Genomic DNA, 16,991 nt, shown 5'->3' with positions numbered 1-16,991 from the left:
CATGACGTCTTCCATCCTGACCAAGGTCGAAGGGGGCGTGGCGACGCTCACCCTCAATCGGCCGAAGGAGATGAACTCCTTCGACGGCGACACCGCCCGCGTCATCATCGACACGATCGAGGCCTTCGCGGCCGACGAGGCCGTGCGCGTGCTGGTCGTGGCAAGCGAGGGGCCGGCGTTCTCTGCAGGCGGAGACTTCAACTGGGTGCTGACCTGGCCGGAGCTCGATGCCATCACCCGCAGGGTCGGCGCTGACGCTATGATGGGCGCGGTGCAGGCGGTCTACGACTTTCCCAAGCCCTCGATCGCGCGTGTCCAGGGCGCGGCGGTGGGCGGAGGGGTCGGCCTGATGCTGGCCTGCGATTTTGCCGTGGCGGCGTCCACGGCCCGTTTCGGCCTGACCTCGGCGCGTAACGGTTTGCTGGCCGGCATCGCCATCCCGGTGTTGATCCAGGCCGTGGGCCCGCGCAAGGCGCGCCAGCTTCTGATGCACGGCGGAATCTTCGACGCCGCGACGGCATTGCGCATCGGTTTGGTCGATCAGGTGGTCGATGCCAGTGCGCTCGACGCCACAGTGGCAGAGCTGGCTGGAGAGCTGAAGCGCAGTGCGCCGTCGGTGCAGACCTTGATCAAGCAGCTCATCACTGAAGTCGACGGCATGACGCACGATGCACGGGTTGCTGACCTGATCGGCGAGCATGTTGCCGCGCAGTGCACGACCGTAGAAGCGATCGAAGGCATGAGCGCCTTCCTGAACAAGCGCAAGCCAAGGTGGGCCGCCTGATGTTTTCCAAGATCCTGATCGCCAACCGCGGCGAGATCGCCTGCCGCGTCATCAAGACGGCGCGGCGGCTCGGCATCAAGACGGTGGCCGTCTATTCCGATGCTGATCGTACCGCTCGCCATGTCGCGATGGCCGACGAGGCCGTGCATATCGGTCCGTCTGCTGCCCGCGAGAGCTACCTCGTCGCCGAGAAGATCATCGATGCGGCCAAGCGGACCGGCGCGCAGGCCATCCATCCCGGCTACGGCTTCCTGTCGGAGAACGCCGGCTTTGCGGACACTTGCGCCAAGGCCGGCATCGTCTTCATCGGCCCGCCGCCCGCTGCGATCCGTGCAATGGGCTCCAAGAGCGAAGCCAAGAAGATCATGGAGAAGGCCAAGGTGCCGCTGGTGCCGGGCTACCATGGCGACGACCAGTCGCCCGACCTGCTCGCCAAGGAAGCAGCCCGCATCGGCTTCCCGGTGCTGATCAAGGCTTCGGCCGGCGGCGGCGGCAAGGGCATGCGCGTGGTCGAAAGCGCCGACAAGTTCGCCGATGCGTTGGCCGGCGCCAAGCGCGAGGCCAAGGCTGCCTTTGCCGACGATCATGTGCTGGTCGAGAAGTATCTGACGCGGCCGCGCCATATTGAAATCCAGGTCTTCGCCGACGGCCAGGGCGGCTGCCTCTATCTCTTCGAGCGCGATTGTTCGATCCAGCGACGCCATCAGAAGGTGATCGAAGAGGCGCCCGCCCCGAACATGGATCCGGCACGGCGCAAGGCGATGGGTGAGGCGGCGGTCGCAGCGGCGCGCGCCATCGGTTACCAGGGTGCCGGCACGGTCGAGTTCATCGCCGACCAGGACGGCACCTTCTTCTTCATGGAGATGAACACCCGCCTGCAGGTCGAGCATCCGGTGACCGAGGCCATCACCGGTCAGGACCTGGTCGAGTGGCAGCTCGTGGTCGCTGCCGGCGGCAAGATGCCGTTGACGCAAGACCAACTGCATATCGACGGTCACGCCGTCGAGGTCCGGCTCTACGCCGAGGATCCGGCCCGCAACTTCCTGCCGTCGACCGGAACTCTCGTGCATCTCCGGCTGCCGGAGGAGGATGCCCATGTGCGCGTCGATACCGGCGTGCGTCAGGGCGATACGGTGACGCCCTTCTACGATCCGATGATCGCCAAGGTGATCGTGCACGATCGCGACCGCACCTCGGCGATGCGCCGTATGGCGGCGCTGATGGGCGAGACCGAAGTGGTGGGCGTGACGACCAACGCCGCTCTCCTGAAGGCGTTGTGTTCCCACCCGGCTTTCGTCGGTGGCGAAGTCGACACTGGTTTCATCGAGCGTCATCGCGATACGCTGTTCGCCAAGGCTGCCCCTGCCGCAGACCGCACCTTCGCGGTCGCGACCCTGGCGCGGCTGTTCGAATGGCAGGATGCCACACCCTCAGCAGGTGACCCGTGGTCGCCCTGGGGAGAGCAGAACGGGTTCCGTCTGCTCGACGAAGGCCATGACGAAGTGCGCTGGAACGATGGCGAGCGTGATGTGGCGGTGATCGCGCGGCGGCTGAAGGATGGCGGCTTGCGACTCGAATTGCCGGGCGGAGTGCAGGAAGCGCGCGTCCAGCGCAACGGCGAGGGCCGGCTGGCGATCGGCCTGGGCAGCGATACGTTTGTGGCCACCGTGGTGCGCCGCAAGGCCAACGATGGCGGCATCGACTATGCAGTGTTCGCCGACGGTGAGAACCGCCGGCTGCGGCTGGTCGATCCGCTGGATGTGACGCAATACGAGGCGACCGCATCGGCCGAGACCGCCGTGCGTGCGCCGTTGCCCGGCAAGATCATCGACCTGCGCGTGAAGGCCGGCGACACGGTGAGCAAGGGCCAGCCCTTGCTGGTGCTCGAAGCCATGAAGATGGAGCACACGCTCGCAGCCCCCGCCGACGGCAAGGTGAAGAGTGTGCGCTATGCCGTCGGTGAACAGGTGACCGAAGGCGCCGAGCTGGTCGAGTTCGAATGAGCGGCCTGCTGGGCGGCTGGCGTCTCGAAAGCTGGTCGTTCCTCTACGAGGACGGTCGGCCGCCCGAGTTCCCGATGGGCGCCGATGCGAAGGGCTACATCCTCTACACGCCCGGCGGCCAGGTGAGTGCCACGATCATGCGCGCCGATGCCAGCGAGTGCTTCGCCTATGCCGGCCGCTACGAAATCGCGGACGGCACGGTCTTTCACAGCATCGAGCTCTCGACTAATCCCGCGCTGGTCGGCCTGCGCTCGACCCGGCACATCAAGCTCGAAGGCGACCGGCTTACCTTGTCGGGGCCGGACTTCACGGCCGGCACCAACCGCACGCAGCAAATCGTCTGGCGGCGGGCCTAGCGTTTTCCACCACCCAGCACGGCGTTCAGGATGATGGCGCCGAAGGTCGCGGTGCCGATGCCGCCCATGGCGAAGTCACCGAACTTCAGGGTGAAGTCGCCCGTGCCCAGCACCAGGGTGACAGCCGCTACCATCAGGTTGCGGCTGTCTGAGAAGTCGACCTTGTTGTCGACCCAGATCTTGGCGCCGGCGATGGCGATCAGGCCGAACACCACGATGCTGACGCCGCCCATCACCGGCAATGGGATGGTGTGGATCAGGGCACCGAACTTGGGCGAGAAGCCGAGCACGATGGCGAAGAGGGCGGCGACCACGAACAGCGCCGTCGAGTAGACGCGGGTCGCCGCCATCACGCCGATATTTTCGGCATAGGTGGTGACGCCGGTGCCGCCGACGCCGCCCGATACCATGGTGGCGACGCCGTCGCCCAGGAAGGCGCGGCCGAGATGGGGATCCATGTTGCGGCCGGTCATCGCGCCGACGGCGCGCAGGTGACCGAGGTTCTCGGCCACCAGGATCAGGGCCACCGGCGCGATCAGGACGATCGCCCTGGTATCGAAAACCGGCGCCACGAAGTTGGGGGCGCCGAACCAGGCAGCCTTGGCGAGCAGGTCGCCGCTGATCGGCTTGCCCCAGCCCAGGCCGTTGGTCAGCACGGCGTAGGCAATCGTGGCGAGGATCAACCCGACCAGGACCAGCAGCCGTCGCGTCATGCCGCGTGTGAAGACGGCGACCAGGGCGATGGTGGTGAAGGTGAGGGCCTGCATCCAGGCATCGAACGATGTCGGCGCCATGTTCTTGACCGGCACGGACGCGAGATTGAGGCCGATCACCGCCACCACGGCGCCCGTGACGACCGGCGGCATCAACCGCTCGATCCAGGCCGCGCCCGCGCTCATCACACCGAGGCCGATCAGCGCATAGATCGCGCCGCAGACGACGATGCCGCCCAGTGCGAGGGGAATATTGGCGTTGGCGCCCTGGCCGGCATAGCCGGTCGCGGCAGCAACGACCGAGATGAAGGCGAAGGAGGAGCCTACGTAGCTCGGCACCTTGCCGCCAACGGCCACGAAGAAGATCAGGGTGCCGACGCCGCTCATCAGCACGGCAATGTTGGGATCGAAGCCCATCAGCAAGGGGCCGAGGATCGTGGCGCCGAACATGGCCACCACATGCTGGATGCCGAGTGCGACGGTTTGCGGCCACGGCAACCGCTCATCCGGCGCAATGACGATGCCATCGGCCGGCTGCCTCACAGTCCAGGTGAACATGCGTATCTCCCCCGAGGTTTTCGCTGCTCACCTCCTCCCTAACGCTCCCCCGCGATACGGGGGAGCGGAAAGACGAAGTTATCCTCCGTCAGAGGTCAAACGACGACCTTGCGGTAGAGATGCCAGGTCGCATGGCCAAGCACCGGCAGGACAATGGCAAGCCCGACCAGCAGCGGGATCATGCCCACCACCAGGCTCGCCGCCACGATCAGGCCCCACAGCGCCATCTGGACGGGATTCATCCGAACCGCACGAACGGAGGTCGTGATCGCCGTGCCGACACCGACCTTGCGGTCGAGCAACAGGGGGAAGGACACGACGCCGATCACTAGGACGGCGAGGGCAAACAGGAAGCCGACGCCGATGCCGACGACGGTCATGGTCCATCCCGCCGGCGTGGTTAGCGCATCGCGGGCAAAGGCCACGGCCGAGACTGGTGCATCGGGGCCGAGCGTCACCGTGTAGATGAAGTTGGCGGCGAACAGCCACAGGCAGAAGATCGCCAGCAACAGCAGGCCCATTACCATGATCGAGCCGATGTTCGGAGAGCGCACGACAGAAAAGACGTTGGTCCAGCGCGCCTCCAGTCCTTGCTCACGCCGGCGGCTGATCTCGTAGAGGCCGATGCCGAACAAGGGTGCGATGAGCGCGAAGCCCGCGATCAGCGGAAAGACCAGTGCCAACATGCCGTAGTCGAACGCCATGCGCGAAATGACGAGGCCGGCGAGCGGATAGAGCAGGCACAGGAAGACAATGTCGGTGCGCACAGCGCCGAAGTCGCGCCAGCCGGCCGACAGAGCATCCTTGATATCGGTCGACGTGATGCGGCGAACCGTGGGAGGTGCCGCAGCACGATCCTCCCAAGTGCCTTCCATCGTCTGCGCGGCCGAACCGAAGGCCTGGCCAGTTTGCTTCAGGTGCTCCCAACCCCATTCCAAGGGGTTACGGATGTGGTTCTGCGTCGCCATGACTGCCTCCTTGCGAACGAAAGTCCGAAGGTCGCGGGCCAATCACGATCACCACGGTGATCACGACGGTACGCGATCTACCACGAGGGAGGAGTCTACGCCTGTTGGAAGGCCGAGTCGCCCCCTTCGCGTGCGCCGCGAAGGGGGCATCTCGCTACTGCGAGAACTTGAGGTACTGGGCCACGAAATCGCAGCCGACGCTCTTGGCATAGGCGTCGATCAGCTTCTTGGTGATCGGGCCCGGAATTTTGCCATCCGCCACCGGGGCGCCGTTGAAGCTCCTGACCGGCAGGATGCAAAGGCTGGTCGAGGTGAGGAACATCTCCTCCGCATTGGCGGCATCGAACATGTCGATGTCGCCCGGCGTGCAGGAGATGCCGAGCTGCTTGGCCATGTCGATGGTCATCTGCCGGCTGACGCCCGGCAGCACGTAACGCTCGGACGGCGTGAAGAGTTCGCCCTCGCGTACGATGAAGATGTTGCTGCCCAGGCCCTCGGCCAGGTTGCCGTTTTCATCGAGCAAGACCGGCCAGGCGTCTGGGTTCAGCGCCTTGATCGGCTTCTCGGCCATGATCATGTTGAGATAGTTGTGCGTCTTGGCGCGCGGCGAGAGCATCGACGGCGCGGTGCGGCGCACGGTCGTGGTCATGACGTCGGCGCCCGTCCGGTAGAGCTTGCCGCGGGTCTTGAGCGGCAGCGGCAGCACTTCGATCACGACGTTGGGGCCGGTGTGATCCCAGCCTTCGTCGCCCACGGCATCGACGCCGCGGCTGACGCGCTGGCCGATCCACCAGTCACCGGCGGCTTCGCGCAGATGCTCGTTACGCGCCACGACCTCCTCGCTGTGTGCCACCATCTCCTTGGGGCCGATGCCGGGATCGATCTGCAGGTAGCGCAGAGAGCGGTAGAAACGGTCGATATGCTCCTTCAGGCGGAAGGGGGCGCCCTCGAAGGTGCGCGTCATGTCGAAGGCGCCGTCGCCGTATTTCCAGCTCCGGTCGCGGAAAGGGATCATGACCTGGTTCTCGGGCATGAACTGGCCGTTGAACCAGGCGATACGTTGATTGCTGAGCTGCTGTGCCACGATTTCCTCCGTACTCACTTGAGATCAAGACGTTTGGGGCGAAGTTCGAGGGCCGCATTGGCTTTCCCTTTGCTGCGGCGGCTGCCGGCGGCGGACGGCAGGGCGGGGACGATGTTGCCGGCTTCATCGGCAAGGCCGGCGACATAGGAAAGCGTACCGTGAACATCGTTCTCGATTTCCCGGCGAGCTGCAACCGAGTCACGCGCCTGCAGCGCCTGAATGATCCGCAGCCGCCTTGCCGGACCAGCGGCCGAGGCGATGTAGTCGGGAAAGAGCAGGTTCATGTAGGGGCCGGTTTGCAGCCACAGCCCTTCGATCACGCGCAGCAGCGTCGGCTGGTCCGCAATCGTATAGAGAGCAAAGTGAAACTCGCTGATCTTCTCGCGATCCGCCACGCTGTCGCCGCGTTTGCGAACGGCGACGATCTCGCGCGCGATGCGGCGCAGGTTGGCGATCTGCGCTCTGCTCGCCACTTTGGCTGCATTCCCGACGGCGAGCCCTTCGACGGCGACGCGGATGTCGCGCAGCTCCAGAACCTTCGCCTTGGTCATCAGCGGAATGCGGACCGACCGGTTGGGCTGCATCTCGAAAGCGCCTTCCGCAACCAGACGGCGCACGGCTTCGCGCACCGGTGTCAGGCTGACCCCGAGGGCTTTTGCGACAAAGCGGAAGGTGAGTTTCTGCCCCGGCGCGAAACGGCCCGATGTCAGCGCTGCACGCAACGAGTCGTAGACTTGTTTGCGCAGCGATGTGTCGGTCAGCTCATCAGCGGCGGCGGCGGTTCGCATCGTGATTTCGACAATAGCCGATGCTCTCGAAATTTGTGATCACAAAAATGCATTGCTGGCGCGTGAGGTGGTCGTTAGGCTCGACGGCGTTCGTGACCACGGGCAAGACCTGTGCGGCACTATTCTTGCTGGGTGAGGGGCATGCGCAGTTACACCAAGTCGATCGCGCTCTATGAAAGGTCCCGCAAGCACATGGCCGGCGGCGTCAGCAGCAACGTACGCTATGCCAGCGTGCCGGTGCCGCTCTTCTTTGCGCGCGGCGAAGGCGCTCGCCTCTACGACATCGACGGCAACGTCCACATTGATTACGTGCTGGGCAATGGACCGGCGATCCTGGGGCACGCACCGAAGGCGGTGATCGACGCCGTGGCGGCATCGCTCGGCGAGGGGCAGGTCTTCGCAGCGCAGCATCCACGCGAGGCCGAGCTGGCGGATCGCCTTTGTCGTCTTTTGCCGGGCGCCGAAGTCGTGCGCTTCGCGACATCGGGCACCGAGGCCGTTTTGATGGCGATGCGGCTGGCGCGTGCCTTCACAAACCGGAACAAGATTTTGAAGTTCGAAGGCCACTATCATGGCTGGAGCGATCAGGCGTTCATCAGCACCAAGCCGTCGCTGAACGAGGCGGGGCCAGCGGATGCGCCGGTGCCAGTGGCAGGCTCGCCCGGCATGCCGCCCAGCGTGCTGGACGACGTCGTCGTCTGTGGCTGGAACGATCTCGAACTTCTGGAGCAGGCACTGGAGCGCCATCGCGGCGAGATTGCCGGCGTGATCATGGAGCCGGTGATGGTGAATGGCGGCGCGATCCCGCCGCTACCCGGTTATCTGGAGGGCGTGCGCGACCTCTGTCGCAAGCATGGCGCGCTGTTCATCTGCGACGAGGTCATCACCGGTTTCCGCGTGGCCCTCGGTGGTGCGCAGGCGAAGTACGGCGTCACTGCCGACCTCGTCATCTACGCCAAGGCCGTGGCGGCGGGCTTTCCTCTCGCCCTGGTCGCCGGCCGGCGTGACGTCATGGATACCCTGCTCGACAAGGGCGTGATGCACGGCGGCACCTACAACGGCAACGTCCAGAGCATGGCGGCGGCGCTGGCGGCGCTCGATATCCTCGAGGCGGACAATAGCGCGATCTATCGGGAGATGGAAACACGCGGCCAGCAGCTCATGGACGGTCTCGCTGCTTTAGGGAAGAAGCACGGACTGGCGATGCTCGTGCAGGGCATGCCAGCCATCTTCCAAACCTTCTTCACATCGGCTGGTGCGCCGCGGAACTATCGCGATTCCATGGCCACCGACCGCGACGCGATGCTCTCCTTCCACGCTGCCTTGCAGGAGGAGGGCGTGCGCGTCCAGCAGGGAGGCCGGTGGTTCCTGTCGACCGCACACGACAAGCCGGTGATCGACGAAACGCTGGCGGCTGCCGATCGCGCCATGGCGAAGATGGTGCGCCACTAGATGTCGGAGATCCGCCTCGAGGGAGTGACCAAGCGCTACGGGACCTTTGCGGCGGCCGACAATGTCGATCTCGCGGTGACCCAGGGCGAGCTGGTCACCATCCTGGGCCCGAGCGGATCGGGCAAGACGACGCTGCTTTCCTTGATTGCCGGCCTCAACAAGCCGACGTCCGGCCGTATCTTCATCGGTGGTCGCGACGTCACCGACGCGCCGGCGCAGGAACGCAATATCGGACTGGTGTTCCAGTCCTATGCATTGTTCCCGCACATGACGGTGCTGGAGAACGTGCTGTTCCCCCTGGGGGTGCGCAAGATCGGTCGCGCCGAGGCGGACCGGCTGGCGCGCGATGCGCTGAAGCTGGTGCGGCTGGACGGGCTGGAGAATCGCCGGCCGTCGCAACTTTCGGGTGGCCAGCAGCAGCGCGTGGCGCTCGCGCGCGCCGTCGTCTTCAAGCCGGATATCCTGCTGCTCGACGAGCCGCTGGGCGCGCTCGATCGCAAGCTGCGTGAAGAGCTGCAGGTCGAGTTGAAACAGCTCCAGCGCAGCCTCGGTGTGACGACCTTGCTGGTGACGCATGACCAGGAAGAGGCGTTGTCTCTGTCCGATCGCATCATGGTGCTCGACAAGGGCCGCACGCAGCAGGTCGCCGCCCCAACGGAAGCCTATCTGAAACCGGCGAACCGCTTCGTTGCGGAGTTCCTGGGCATCGCCAATTTCGTCGGTCTTCCAGATGGGGGGCAGGCGCTGGTGCGGCCCGAGAGGATCAAGATTTCAAGCAGCGGCGCCGGCAAGCCGGCCAGGGTCGTCGAGGCGATCTATCTCGGTCAGATGGTCCGCTATCACCTGTCGCTCGACGGTGAAGGGGCCAAGCCCATGGTCGCTGCGGCGCCGTTTGTCGGCCCGGCCTATGCGACAGGCGAGCGCGTGATGGTGTCATGGGATGCCGCCGACCTGTGGCCGGTGGCGAAATGAGTGATAACAGGAGGGACTCCAGATGAAGCGTCGTACGTTCGTGGGCGCGGCTGCGGCCGGTCTGCCCGCATTCAGCATCCTCGGCGCCGGCAGCGCCCGCGCTCAGGTCAAGGAAATCCGCATGATCGAAGCCGGCGGCAAGTCCGGCGAATCGGTCGAGGTGGGGTACATCGAGCCGTTCACCAAGAAGACCGGCATCAAGGTGATCCGCGAAAGCCCCAATCCGCTGGGCAAGCTGCGCGCCCTGGTGGAGAGCGGCCAGACCAGCACGGTGCTGATGGAGCTTGGCTCGGGCGGCATGCTGCAGGCCCGCAATCTCAAGCTGATCGAACCGATCGACTGGGCGGCGGTGGCGCCGCAACCGATGTTCCCGGAGGCCAAGCACGAGTACGGCTTCGGCTATCAGTACTTCTCGACCATCATGGCCTGGCGCGCCGGCGCCAAGGCGCCCAAGACCTGGGCCGATTTCTTCAATACCAAGGATTTCCCGGGCAAGCGCTGTCTGCCGGACTATCCCAACTACGCGATCTCCTTCGCGCTGCTCGCGACGGGCATCACGCCGGACAAGCTCTTCCCGCTCGACGTCGATACGGCCTTCAAGAAGCTGAACGAGATCAAGAAGGACATCGCTGTATGGTGGAAGGCAGGTGCGCAGGCACCGCAGCTCATGAAGGACAACGAGGTGCAGTACGCGATCTGCTGGTCGGGCCGCGTCGTCGGCGACCCGGCCTTCGGCGTCAACTTCGCCGGCGGCATGGCCGATCTTTCCTACTTCACGATCGTCAAGAACTCGAAGGCCGAGGATCGCGCGGCGGCCTACAAGCTGATGCACGAGATGTCGATCGCGGCCAACCAGGCCAAGGCGGCGACCGTGGTCTCCTATACCGGACCGAGTCCGGAGCTCGATGCGCTGCTGCCCAAGGACAAGCTCGCCGAGTATCCGACCAGCAAGCAGAACAAGGCCGTGCAGTGGGTCGAGAACGCCGAATGGTGGGCGGCCAACGGCGAGGCCGTGAACAAGAAGTGGGAAGCCTTCAAGCTCAGCCTCTGAGCGGAGACTTCGATGCGCGGACAGGGTTTTGGCTTCGTCGCACCGTTGCTGGTGCTGATGTTCGTCGCCTTCAACGCGCCTATCGCCTACATGCTGGGCCTCGCCTTCTGGGAGAAGGGGCGGGGCTTCACGCTCCAGCACTATGAAGGCTTGCTCGAAGCGCCGGTCTACCTGCGCGTGCTGGGCAACACCATGCGCGTCGCCCTGGTGGCGACCTTGGCCAATGTCGTCATCGGCTATCCGCTGGCGCTCTGGATGCGCGGGCTCAGCAACCGCGGGCGCATGATCGCCCTTTCGCTCGTCGTGCTGCCGTTCTGGGTCAGTATCCTGGTGCGGACCTACGCCTGGATCGTCGTGCTGGGCAATGGCGGGTTGGTGAATCGCACCCTGCAATGGAGCGGGCTCACTGATGCGCCGGTTTCCTTCCTCTACAACGAGCTCGGGGTCACCATCGGCATGGCCAATGTCCTGCTGCCGTTCCTCGTGCTGCCGCTGTTTGCCGCCATGATCCGTATCGACGACCGGCTGTTGCAAGCGGCTGCTTCGCTCGGTGCCCCGCCGCGCACCATCTTCTGGAAGGTCTTCTTTCCGCTCACCTTGCCGGCACTGGCGGCGGGTACGTTGCTGGTCTTCATCCTTTGCCTCGGCTTCTATGTGACGCCGGCCATTCTGGGGGGCGGCCGTGTGCCGATGATCTCCAACCTGCTCGACACGTTGATCAACCAGATCCCGCGCTGGGAGCAGGCTGCGGCGATCTCGACGATCCTGCTGATCGTGACCCTGCTGATCTTTGCCGCCTATCGCCGTCTCGACAGAAAGGCGGCGGCATGATCGGTGACACTCCCTGGACGCGGCGGCTCCTGACGGCGGCTGGTTTCTTCGGTCTGGCGTTCCTGACCGTACCGCTGCTCATCGTGATCCCGATGTCGTTCTCGTCAGCCAGGGCGTTGACCTTCCCACCGCCGGGCCTGTCGCTGCGCTGGTACGAGGCCTTCTTCGGCGATTCGCGCTGGATGGAGGCGATGGCAACGTCTGCGTCGGTCGCGGCGATCTCTTCGGTGGCGGCACTCGTCCTGGGCGGATTGGCTGTCTACGGCCTGCGTCGGGGTAACTTCATCGGGCGAGGGCCGGCAGAGGGCAATTTCATGGCGCCGCTGATCGTGCCCACGATCATCACCGCCATTGCGCTCTATCTCGGGCTCGCCAAGGCTGGCCTGTTGGGGTCATTCCTGGGCCTGCTGGTGGCGCACACGATCCTGAACGTGCCGCTGGTCATCATGGTGCTGGGGGTGGCGATCCGCGAGTTCGACCATCGCATCGAGCAGGTGGCCTGGAGCTTGGGCGCGTCCTGGCCCTACACCATGCGCAAAGTCGTCCTACCCAACCTGGCGCCCAGTGTCTTCGCGGCCTGGATCTTCGCCTTCATCGGCAGCTTCGACGAAGTCATCGTGACGTCGTTCATCGCCGGCAAGTACGAGACCGTACCGAAGAAGATGTTCAACGAGCTGATCCTCGAGGTGAATCCGACCATCACCGCCGTTGCAACGCTGCTGATCGCCTTTACGGTCTTGGCGCTGGCGGCCGTTGCGTTCATCCTCGGTCGGGCCGGCAAGCTGAAGCAGACGCTGGTGTAGGAACAGAGACATGAATTTTCCCAAGAGTGTGCGCCTGGTCGAAGTCGGACCGCGCGATGGGCTGCAGAACGAGGCGAAGCCCGTTCCGGTCGAAGCCAAGGTGAAGCTGATCGACGCGCTGTCGGCGGCCGGTCATTCCGCGGTCGAGGCTGGCAGCTTCGTATCGCCCAAGTGGGTGCCGCAGATGGCCAACACCGACGAGGTGATGGCGAAGATCCAGCGCAAGTCCGGCGTTTCCTATCCGGTGCTGGTGCCCAACAAGCAGGGCATGAACGGTGCGGTGGAAGCGAAGTGTGAGGAGATCGCGATCTTCACCGCAGCTTCGGAAGCCTTCTGCCGCAAGAACACTAACTGCTCGATCGACGAGAGCTTCGAGCGCTTCGCTCCGGTGATGGAAGCCGCGCAGAAGCACGGCATGAAGGTGCGCGGCTATGTATCGACAGTGATTGCCTGTCCCTACGACGGCAAGGTGGCACCCGAGAAAGTTGCAGAAGTGTCGGACCGCCTGTTCCGTATGGGCTGCTACGAGGTCTCGCTGGGAGACACGATCGGTGTCGGCACGCCAGGCGAATGCGTCGAGATGATCGACGCCGTGGCGGCGAAAGTGCCGCGTGAAAAACTGGCGGCGCACTTCCACGACACCTACGGCCAGTCGCTGGCCAATATCCTGGCGGTCATGGAGCGGGGCATTGCCGTGTTCGACACGGCGGTCGCGGGGCTAGGGGGCTGCCCTTATGCCAAGGGTGCCTCGGGCAATGTCGGCACCGAGGACGTGATCTATCTGATGAACGGTCTCGGCATCAGACATGGCGTCGATCTCGATGCCATCGCGAAAGCCGGCCGCGATATCTGCGTGGCGCTGGGCCGCGAGCCTGCGTCCAAGGTGGCGCAGGCGCTGAAGGCAAAGGCCGCCTGAGCGGCCCGTTGGGCCTGTTGCGGCGGCTTACTTCGTCGCCTTGTCGAAGGCGATGCCGAAGCCGAGCAGGGGGACATCGATGGCGATCGGCCGCTTGTTCTGGTCGAACACCGTGACCTTCAAGGTCGTGCCGGTCCGCATCGAGGCCAACAGCGGATCCTTCAGCGGAACACTGAGCAGGCAGCCGGACGCCGTGCAGGTCTGCACCGGAAACTTTTCTTCCGGCTTGGCGTCAACCTTGAGTTGAACCGGCTCAGCGAGATTGATGCCGAGCGGAAGCTGCATGCCGAGCGTCGGGACCTTGTCGGCGCCCATACGCGCGGCGAGCGAGAGAACGAGCTGCTTGTTCTCCTGGGCAAAGAGCTGCTGCACGGCGCGACAATCCAGGGTTTTGCCATCGCCTGTGCACTCGACCCGCCATGCCGGCGGCGCGGCCTGCTGGTCCTGGGCGGCGACAGGCGCAGACAAGCCGACAACGGCGGCGAGGATGGCGAGGGCGCGCTTGGAAGCGCGGAAGCGGCCGGGAGCTGACATGTTGAACGAAGCCTCGCTGAGTCTGATTGATGGCGGGTGAATAACTCCTGCACTTCGATCGTTCTGGCAAGCCCCCCTCATGCACGAACGTTCAAGACGGTTGATCGGTCATTGGCCATATCAACCGGATGGAGGCCTTGCCTGGATTCCTGATCGCCGCTCTCGCCCTGGCCGGCAGCCCGGGGCCGGCGACGCTGAGCCTCGCCGCCGCCGGTGCTGCTTTCGGTGCGCGTCGTGGCCTTGCCTATCTCGTCGGGCTCACCGTTGGAATGGTGGTCGTCATGGGCATCGTGGCGAGCGGCGTCGTCGGCCTGCTGCTGGCAGTGCCTGGCGCCGCGCCCGTCGTGACGGCACTGGCGGCGCTCTACTTCGTCTGGTTGGCCTGGCGCATCGCGACCGCGCCGCCTTTGTCGCAAGAGGGGCCGGAACGTCCCCCGCCGACATTCGTCGCGGGGTTGTTGCTCTCCCTGATCAATCCCAAGGGTTATGCCGCGATGGCCGCGCTCTATTCGGGCTTTGTCCTGGTGCCGGACCAGCTCACCCTCGACATCGCCGCGAAGGTTACCGCGCTGACGCTGGTTATCCTGGCCGTCAATGTCGGGTGGCTGTTCGTCGGCGCCGGCCTGACGCGCCTGTTCCGCGATCCACGCAGCAACCGCATCGTCAACATGGCCTTTGCCCTGCTGTTGCTCGGTTCAGTGCTCGCTCTTCCGTTCGCTACATGACGAGGATAATTGCGTTCAGACCGCGAATATCAGCGCTGGACAGGGAGCGAACATTGAATTGAATCAATGGCCCGTCGATAAGGTCGACGAACGCTTTGTTCGTAAATAGTGCGATGAACAGTCCTGTGTCGCCTTCATCTGTGTTGTCGCCCTTGATGGACGATCAATCCGAAACCCGCTTCGTCGTCATGTTGGTCTATCCAGGCGTCATGGCCATGGATGTCTATGGGCCGCTCGAAGCCTTCGCTGCGGCCAACACCTCGTCTGGTCGCATGCTCTACCGAATGGCGATCGTGAGCATCGATGGCGCGCCTGTCCCGACATCGCTCGGTGTGCCGATTGCGCCGAGCATGGCTGTCGGGGACATCAAGCAACCGATCGATACGCTGCTTGTGTCCGGCGGCCGTGGCCAGGTGGAGGCGAGGAGCGACCAGACACTGATCGGCTGGCTGCGCGCCGGCAGCCGGGAAGCCCGTCGCACCGGCTCGATCTGCACCGGCGCATTCCTGCTGGCTGCCGCCGGATTACTCGATGGCCGGCGAGCCACCACGCATTGGGCGATGGCGGCCGAACTCGGTCAGAGCTACCCGAGGGTGACCGTCGACGTTGATCCGATCTTCGTACGCGATGGCAATGTCTACACCTCAGCCGGCGTCACTGCCGGCATCGACCTGGCACTCGGCCTGATCGAGGAGGATCATGGCCGCACCCTTGCGCTGCGCGTGGCCCGCGCGCTGGTGCTCTATCTCAAGCGGCAGGGCGGGCAATCGCAGTTCAGCAATCATCTGCAGGCGCAGTTTGCCGCCAGCCCCCCGGTCCGTTCGGCGCAGGAATGGGCGCTGAACAACCTTTCGGTGGATCTCGGTGTCGAGGCGCTGGCCCGGCAGGCGAGGATGAGCGAGCGCACCTTCCGTCGCAGTTTCGTCGAAGAGACAGGGGAGACGCCGCGTGAGTTCGTCGAGCGCATCCGGCTCGAGTCGGCGCGCGACCTGCTCGAAGAAGTCCAGCTCAGCGTGCAGGCCGTCGCAACGCGGTGTGGTTTCGCCACCGTCGACAATCTGCGGCGGGCCTTCGTGCGACGCCTCGGCATCACGCCGCAGCAATATCGGCAGCGTTTCGCCAGCCAGTCGGTGGACTGACGCCCTTATCGCCGTTTGATGGACGATTTGGCCAGAAGTGCAGTCACATTGGCCAGAACTGCACCTTCTCTGGAGTAGCCTCTGCAATTTGTTAGAGCGATGTTGTCCCTGGGTGCTCGGGTGACGCCGGGCTGTGGGACGACCGGGCTTTTTGAGGGCCACTGCGGTGTTTATGTCGCGTCGGCATGCGTATCTGACCGCGCCGAGTCCTGTGCAGGGCTTGGGGTTGACGGCTGGCGAGATTGCCGCCCACCCGGCGTTGCACCGCTATATCCGGCAGCAGGCCCAGCTTCTTCTCCACGCCTACGAGGGTAATCCACGGCTTTCCTCTGTCTTCGCGACCCAGCAGCGCTGGCTGATGGGGCACATCGCGCTGGCTTTGCATTTTCGAGCCGCTGCGGCAGGCCAGAGCGGCGGTTTGACCGCCGCGAGGTTCTTCGACGATGTCGCGACGCATGAGGTGGCGAGCCGCAACACGGCGGACGCCTTCATCAAGGAGATGTTGCAGTACGGCTACGCCCAGCCGGTGATGGGCGCTGCCGACAAGCGCGTCCGTCCCCTGGAGCCGACGCAGGCCAGCATCGATGCGGTCCATGGCTGGATGGCGATCCACCTGGCGACGCTCGACAAACTCGACGGCGATTGCCGGGTGGCGACCTATCTGGGGGCGCCGGATGCGATTGCCGACCTCCAGCCGCTAGTCGCCGACGGCCTTCTTTGCTCCCGCCGGATCCGCGAACCGGAGCGGACGTTCTCGCTGTTCACCTGGCTCGACAATGGCGGCGTTGTCATGGAGTGGCTGATTTCCGGCATCGAGGAGCGCGAGGCCGGGGCCGCGCGTGTTCCGACCGGGGTCGTGTCGATTGCCGCGCTGGCGGACTGGCTCAAGCTCTCGCGGACCCACCTCGCTCGCAAGCTGCGCGAAGCCGAGGAGATGGGCAGCATCGGCTGGGAGGGCAAGCGTGGCCGTTCGGTAATGTGGGTGTCGGACGGCTTCCGTCGCGAGTACGCGCGGGCGCAGGCGGTCAAGCTCGCCATCATCGATGAAGCCTTCAATGCCCGCTTTCGGTCGAATGCCGGCCAGACGGCAGGGGCGGCGAAGGATTCACCCAAAAATAGTCAGCGTTTAGGAGGTCCTTCGAATTGATTGCGAGGTGAGCCGCAAATAGGTTCCACGCATCAAGCGGCGGCGCGAGGCGCGCCGCGGACAGACAGCCTGAAGCAGCGACATCGGTAGCGATGGGGCGCGCGTCCCGTCGACGGCGAAGCCTTGCCCGGCACAAGGGCAGCGTAAAGACGAGGCAGTGATGGTGG

At 64.8% G+C, this 16,991-nt stretch carries 17 protein-coding genes; 12 read left to right on the top strand and 5 right to left on the bottom strand.

Translation table 11 applies throughout. The features are described 5' to 3' along the window. The first annotated feature begins 1 nt into the window (after position 1). The 3 genes from EPO50_RS23290 to EPO50_RS23280 are packed head-to-tail and all read left to right on the top strand — an operon-like array spanning position 2 to position 3,143. Positions 2 to 784, top strand: a complete 783-nt coding sequence (locus EPO50_RS23290; protein WP_296347976.1) for an enoyl-CoA hydratase-related protein — start codon at positions 2 to 4, stop codon at positions 782 to 784. Then, the gene (locus EPO50_RS23285) at positions 784 to 2,787 is read left to right on the top strand and encodes an acetyl/propionyl/methylcrotonyl-CoA carboxylase subunit alpha (protein ID WP_296347973.1); all 2,004 of its coding nucleotides are present in this window, start codon (positions 784 to 786) and stop codon (positions 2,785 to 2,787) included. Before EPO50_RS23290 ends, EPO50_RS23285 begins: the two co-directional genes overlap by 1 nt. After that, a complete protein-coding gene (locus tag EPO50_RS23280) occupies positions 2,784 to 3,143 on the top strand; it encodes a lipocalin-like domain-containing protein (RefSeq protein WP_296347972.1) in 360 nt (119 codons plus the stop codon). Before EPO50_RS23285 ends, EPO50_RS23280 begins: the two co-directional genes overlap by 4 nt. Here the strand turns inward: EPO50_RS23280 and EPO50_RS23275 are convergent. The 4 genes from EPO50_RS23275 to EPO50_RS23260 form a co-directional block, all read right to left on the bottom strand. After that, positions 3,140 to 4,414 (bottom strand): solute carrier family 23 protein, encoded by a 1,275-nt coding sequence (locus EPO50_RS23275; RefSeq protein ID WP_296347971.1) that lies wholly within the window; start codon positions 4,412 to 4,414, stop codon positions 3,140 to 3,142. The two genes, EPO50_RS23280 and EPO50_RS23275, sit on opposite strands and share 4 nt — an antisense overlap. A 95-nt stretch (positions 4,415 to 4,509) precedes the next feature. After that, positions 4,510 to 5,382, bottom strand: coding sequence for a DUF2189 domain-containing protein (locus EPO50_RS23270; protein ID WP_296347970.1), 873 nt, complete (start codon positions 5,380 to 5,382; stop codon positions 4,510 to 4,512). A 154-nt stretch (positions 5,383 to 5,536) separates the two neighbouring features. Then, positions 5,537 to 6,466 carry an aminotransferase class IV gene (locus EPO50_RS23265; protein ID WP_296347968.1) on the bottom strand — a complete coding sequence of 310 codons (930 nt, stop codon included), beginning with the start codon at positions 6,464 to 6,466 and terminating at the stop codon, positions 5,537 to 5,539. 14 nt (positions 6,467 to 6,480) lie between these two features. Continuing rightward, positions 6,481 to 7,254 (bottom strand): GntR family transcriptional regulator, encoded by a 774-nt coding sequence (locus tag EPO50_RS23260; RefSeq protein WP_296347966.1) that lies wholly within the window; start codon positions 7,252 to 7,254, stop codon positions 6,481 to 6,483. Positions 7,255 to 7,395: 141 nt separating this feature from the next. Between EPO50_RS23260 and EPO50_RS23255 the strand changes: the two genes are divergently transcribed. Genes EPO50_RS23255 through EPO50_RS23230 form a run of 6 tightly spaced genes read left to right on the top strand, consistent with a single transcriptional unit; the run spans position 7,396 to position 13,279 of the window. Next, the gene (locus EPO50_RS23255) at positions 7,396 to 8,706 is read left to right on the top strand and encodes an aspartate aminotransferase family protein (RefSeq protein ID WP_296347964.1); all 1,311 of its coding nucleotides are present in this window, start codon (positions 7,396 to 7,398) and stop codon (positions 8,704 to 8,706) included. Beyond that, entirely contained in the window at positions 8,707 to 9,678 is a 972-nt protein-coding gene (locus EPO50_RS23250) for an ABC transporter ATP-binding protein (protein ID WP_296347962.1), read from the top strand. It abuts the gene before it with no gap. 22 nt (positions 9,679 to 9,700) lie between these two features. Continuing rightward, positions 9,701 to 10,729 (top strand): extracellular solute-binding protein, encoded by a 1,029-nt coding sequence (locus EPO50_RS23245; protein WP_296347960.1) that lies wholly within the window; start codon positions 9,701 to 9,703, stop codon positions 10,727 to 10,729. A 12-nt stretch (positions 10,730 to 10,741) separates the two neighbouring features. Then, entirely contained in the window at positions 10,742 to 11,560 is an 819-nt protein-coding gene (locus EPO50_RS23240) for an ABC transporter permease (protein ID WP_296347958.1), read from the top strand. After that, positions 11,557 to 12,363 carry an ABC transporter permease gene (locus EPO50_RS23235; protein ID WP_296347956.1) on the top strand — a complete coding sequence of 269 codons (807 nt, stop codon included), beginning with the start codon at positions 11,557 to 11,559 and terminating at the stop codon, positions 12,361 to 12,363. Before EPO50_RS23240 ends, EPO50_RS23235 begins: the two co-directional genes overlap by 4 nt. Before the next feature lie 10 nt (positions 12,364 to 12,373). Further along, positions 12,374 to 13,279, top strand: coding sequence for a hydroxymethylglutaryl-CoA lyase (locus EPO50_RS23230; RefSeq protein ID WP_296347954.1), 906 nt, complete (start codon positions 12,374 to 12,376; stop codon positions 13,277 to 13,279). Positions 13,280 to 13,306: 27 nt separating this feature from the next. Here the strand turns inward: EPO50_RS23230 and EPO50_RS23225 are convergent, their stop codons facing one another. After that, positions 13,307 to 13,813, bottom strand: coding sequence for an invasion associated locus B family protein (locus EPO50_RS23225; RefSeq protein ID WP_296347952.1), 507 nt, complete (start codon positions 13,811 to 13,813; stop codon positions 13,307 to 13,309). Positions 13,814 to 13,941: 128 nt separating this feature from the next. Here EPO50_RS23225 and EPO50_RS23220 point away from each other — a divergent pair, with 128 nt between their 5' ends. The 3 genes from EPO50_RS23220 to EPO50_RS23210 all read left to right on the top strand — a co-directional run bounded on the left by EPO50_RS23220 (position 13,942) and on the right by EPO50_RS23210 (position 16,824). Then, the gene (locus EPO50_RS23220) at positions 13,942 to 14,538 is read left to right on the top strand and encodes a LysE family transporter (RefSeq protein ID WP_296347950.1); all 597 of its coding nucleotides are present in this window, start codon (positions 13,942 to 13,944) and stop codon (positions 14,536 to 14,538) included. A gap of 113 nt (positions 14,539 to 14,651) precedes the next feature. Continuing rightward, positions 14,652 to 15,677, top strand: coding sequence for a GlxA family transcriptional regulator (locus tag EPO50_RS23215; RefSeq protein ID WP_296347948.1), 1,026 nt, complete (start codon positions 14,652 to 14,654; stop codon positions 15,675 to 15,677). Positions 15,678 to 15,810: 133 nt separating this feature from the next. Then, the gene (locus EPO50_RS23210) at positions 15,811 to 16,824 is read left to right on the top strand and encodes a hypothetical protein (RefSeq protein ID WP_296347946.1); all 1,014 of its coding nucleotides are present in this window, start codon (positions 15,811 to 15,813) and stop codon (positions 16,822 to 16,824) included. Positions 16,825 to 16,991 lie beyond the last annotated feature (167 nt).

This window comes from Reyranella sp. (assembly GCF_004297405.1).
Lineage (GTDB): Bacteria > Pseudomonadota > Alphaproteobacteria > Reyranellales > Reyranellaceae > Reyranella.
The sequence above is the reverse complement of the archived record's forward strand: the minus strand, read 5'-3'. Positions and strand labels throughout refer to the sequence as shown.

Coding starts and splice junctions, on each gene's coding strand:
- EPO50_RS23250 (WP_296347962.1), top strand. CDS start 8,707: ATGTCGGAGATCCGCCTCGAGGGAGTGACCAAGCGCTACGGGACCTTT.
- EPO50_RS23235 (WP_296347956.1), top strand. CDS start 11,557: ATGATCGGTGACACTCCCTGGACGCGGCGGCTCCTGACGGCGGCTGGT.
- EPO50_RS23280 (WP_296347972.1), top strand. CDS start 2,784: ATGAGCGGCCTGCTGGGCGGCTGGCGTCTCGAAAGCTGGTCGTTCCTC.
- EPO50_RS23230 (WP_296347954.1), top strand. CDS start 12,374: ATGAATTTTCCCAAGAGTGTGCGCCTGGTCGAAGTCGGACCGCGCGAT.
- EPO50_RS23290 (WP_296347976.1), top strand. CDS start 2: ATGACGTCTTCCATCCTGACCAAGGTCGAAGGGGGCGTGGCGACGCTC.
- EPO50_RS23240 (WP_296347958.1), top strand. CDS start 10,742: ATGCGCGGACAGGGTTTTGGCTTCGTCGCACCGTTGCTGGTGCTGATG.
- EPO50_RS23270 (WP_296347970.1), bottom strand. CDS start 5,382: ATGGCGACGCAGAACCACATCCGTAACCCCTTGGAATGGGGTTGGGAG.
- EPO50_RS23255 (WP_296347964.1), top strand. CDS start 7,396: ATGCGCAGTTACACCAAGTCGATCGCGCTCTATGAAAGGTCCCGCAAG.
- EPO50_RS23245 (WP_296347960.1), top strand. CDS start 9,701: ATGAAGCGTCGTACGTTCGTGGGCGCGGCTGCGGCCGGTCTGCCCGCA.
- EPO50_RS23220 (WP_296347950.1), top strand. CDS start 13,942: ATGGAGGCCTTGCCTGGATTCCTGATCGCCGCTCTCGCCCTGGCCGGC.
- EPO50_RS23225 (WP_296347952.1), bottom strand. CDS start 13,813: ATGTCAGCTCCCGGCCGCTTCCGCGCTTCCAAGCGCGCCCTCGCCATC.
- EPO50_RS23215 (WP_296347948.1), top strand. CDS start 14,652: ATGAACAGTCCTGTGTCGCCTTCATCTGTGTTGTCGCCCTTGATGGAC.
- EPO50_RS23275 (WP_296347971.1), bottom strand. CDS start 4,414: ATGTTCACCTGGACTGTGAGGCAGCCGGCCGATGGCATCGTCATTGCG.
- EPO50_RS23260 (WP_296347966.1), bottom strand. CDS start 7,254: ATGCGAACCGCCGCCGCCGCTGATGAGCTGACCGACACATCGCTGCGC.
- EPO50_RS23285 (WP_296347973.1), top strand. CDS start 784: ATGTTTTCCAAGATCCTGATCGCCAACCGCGGCGAGATCGCCTGCCGC.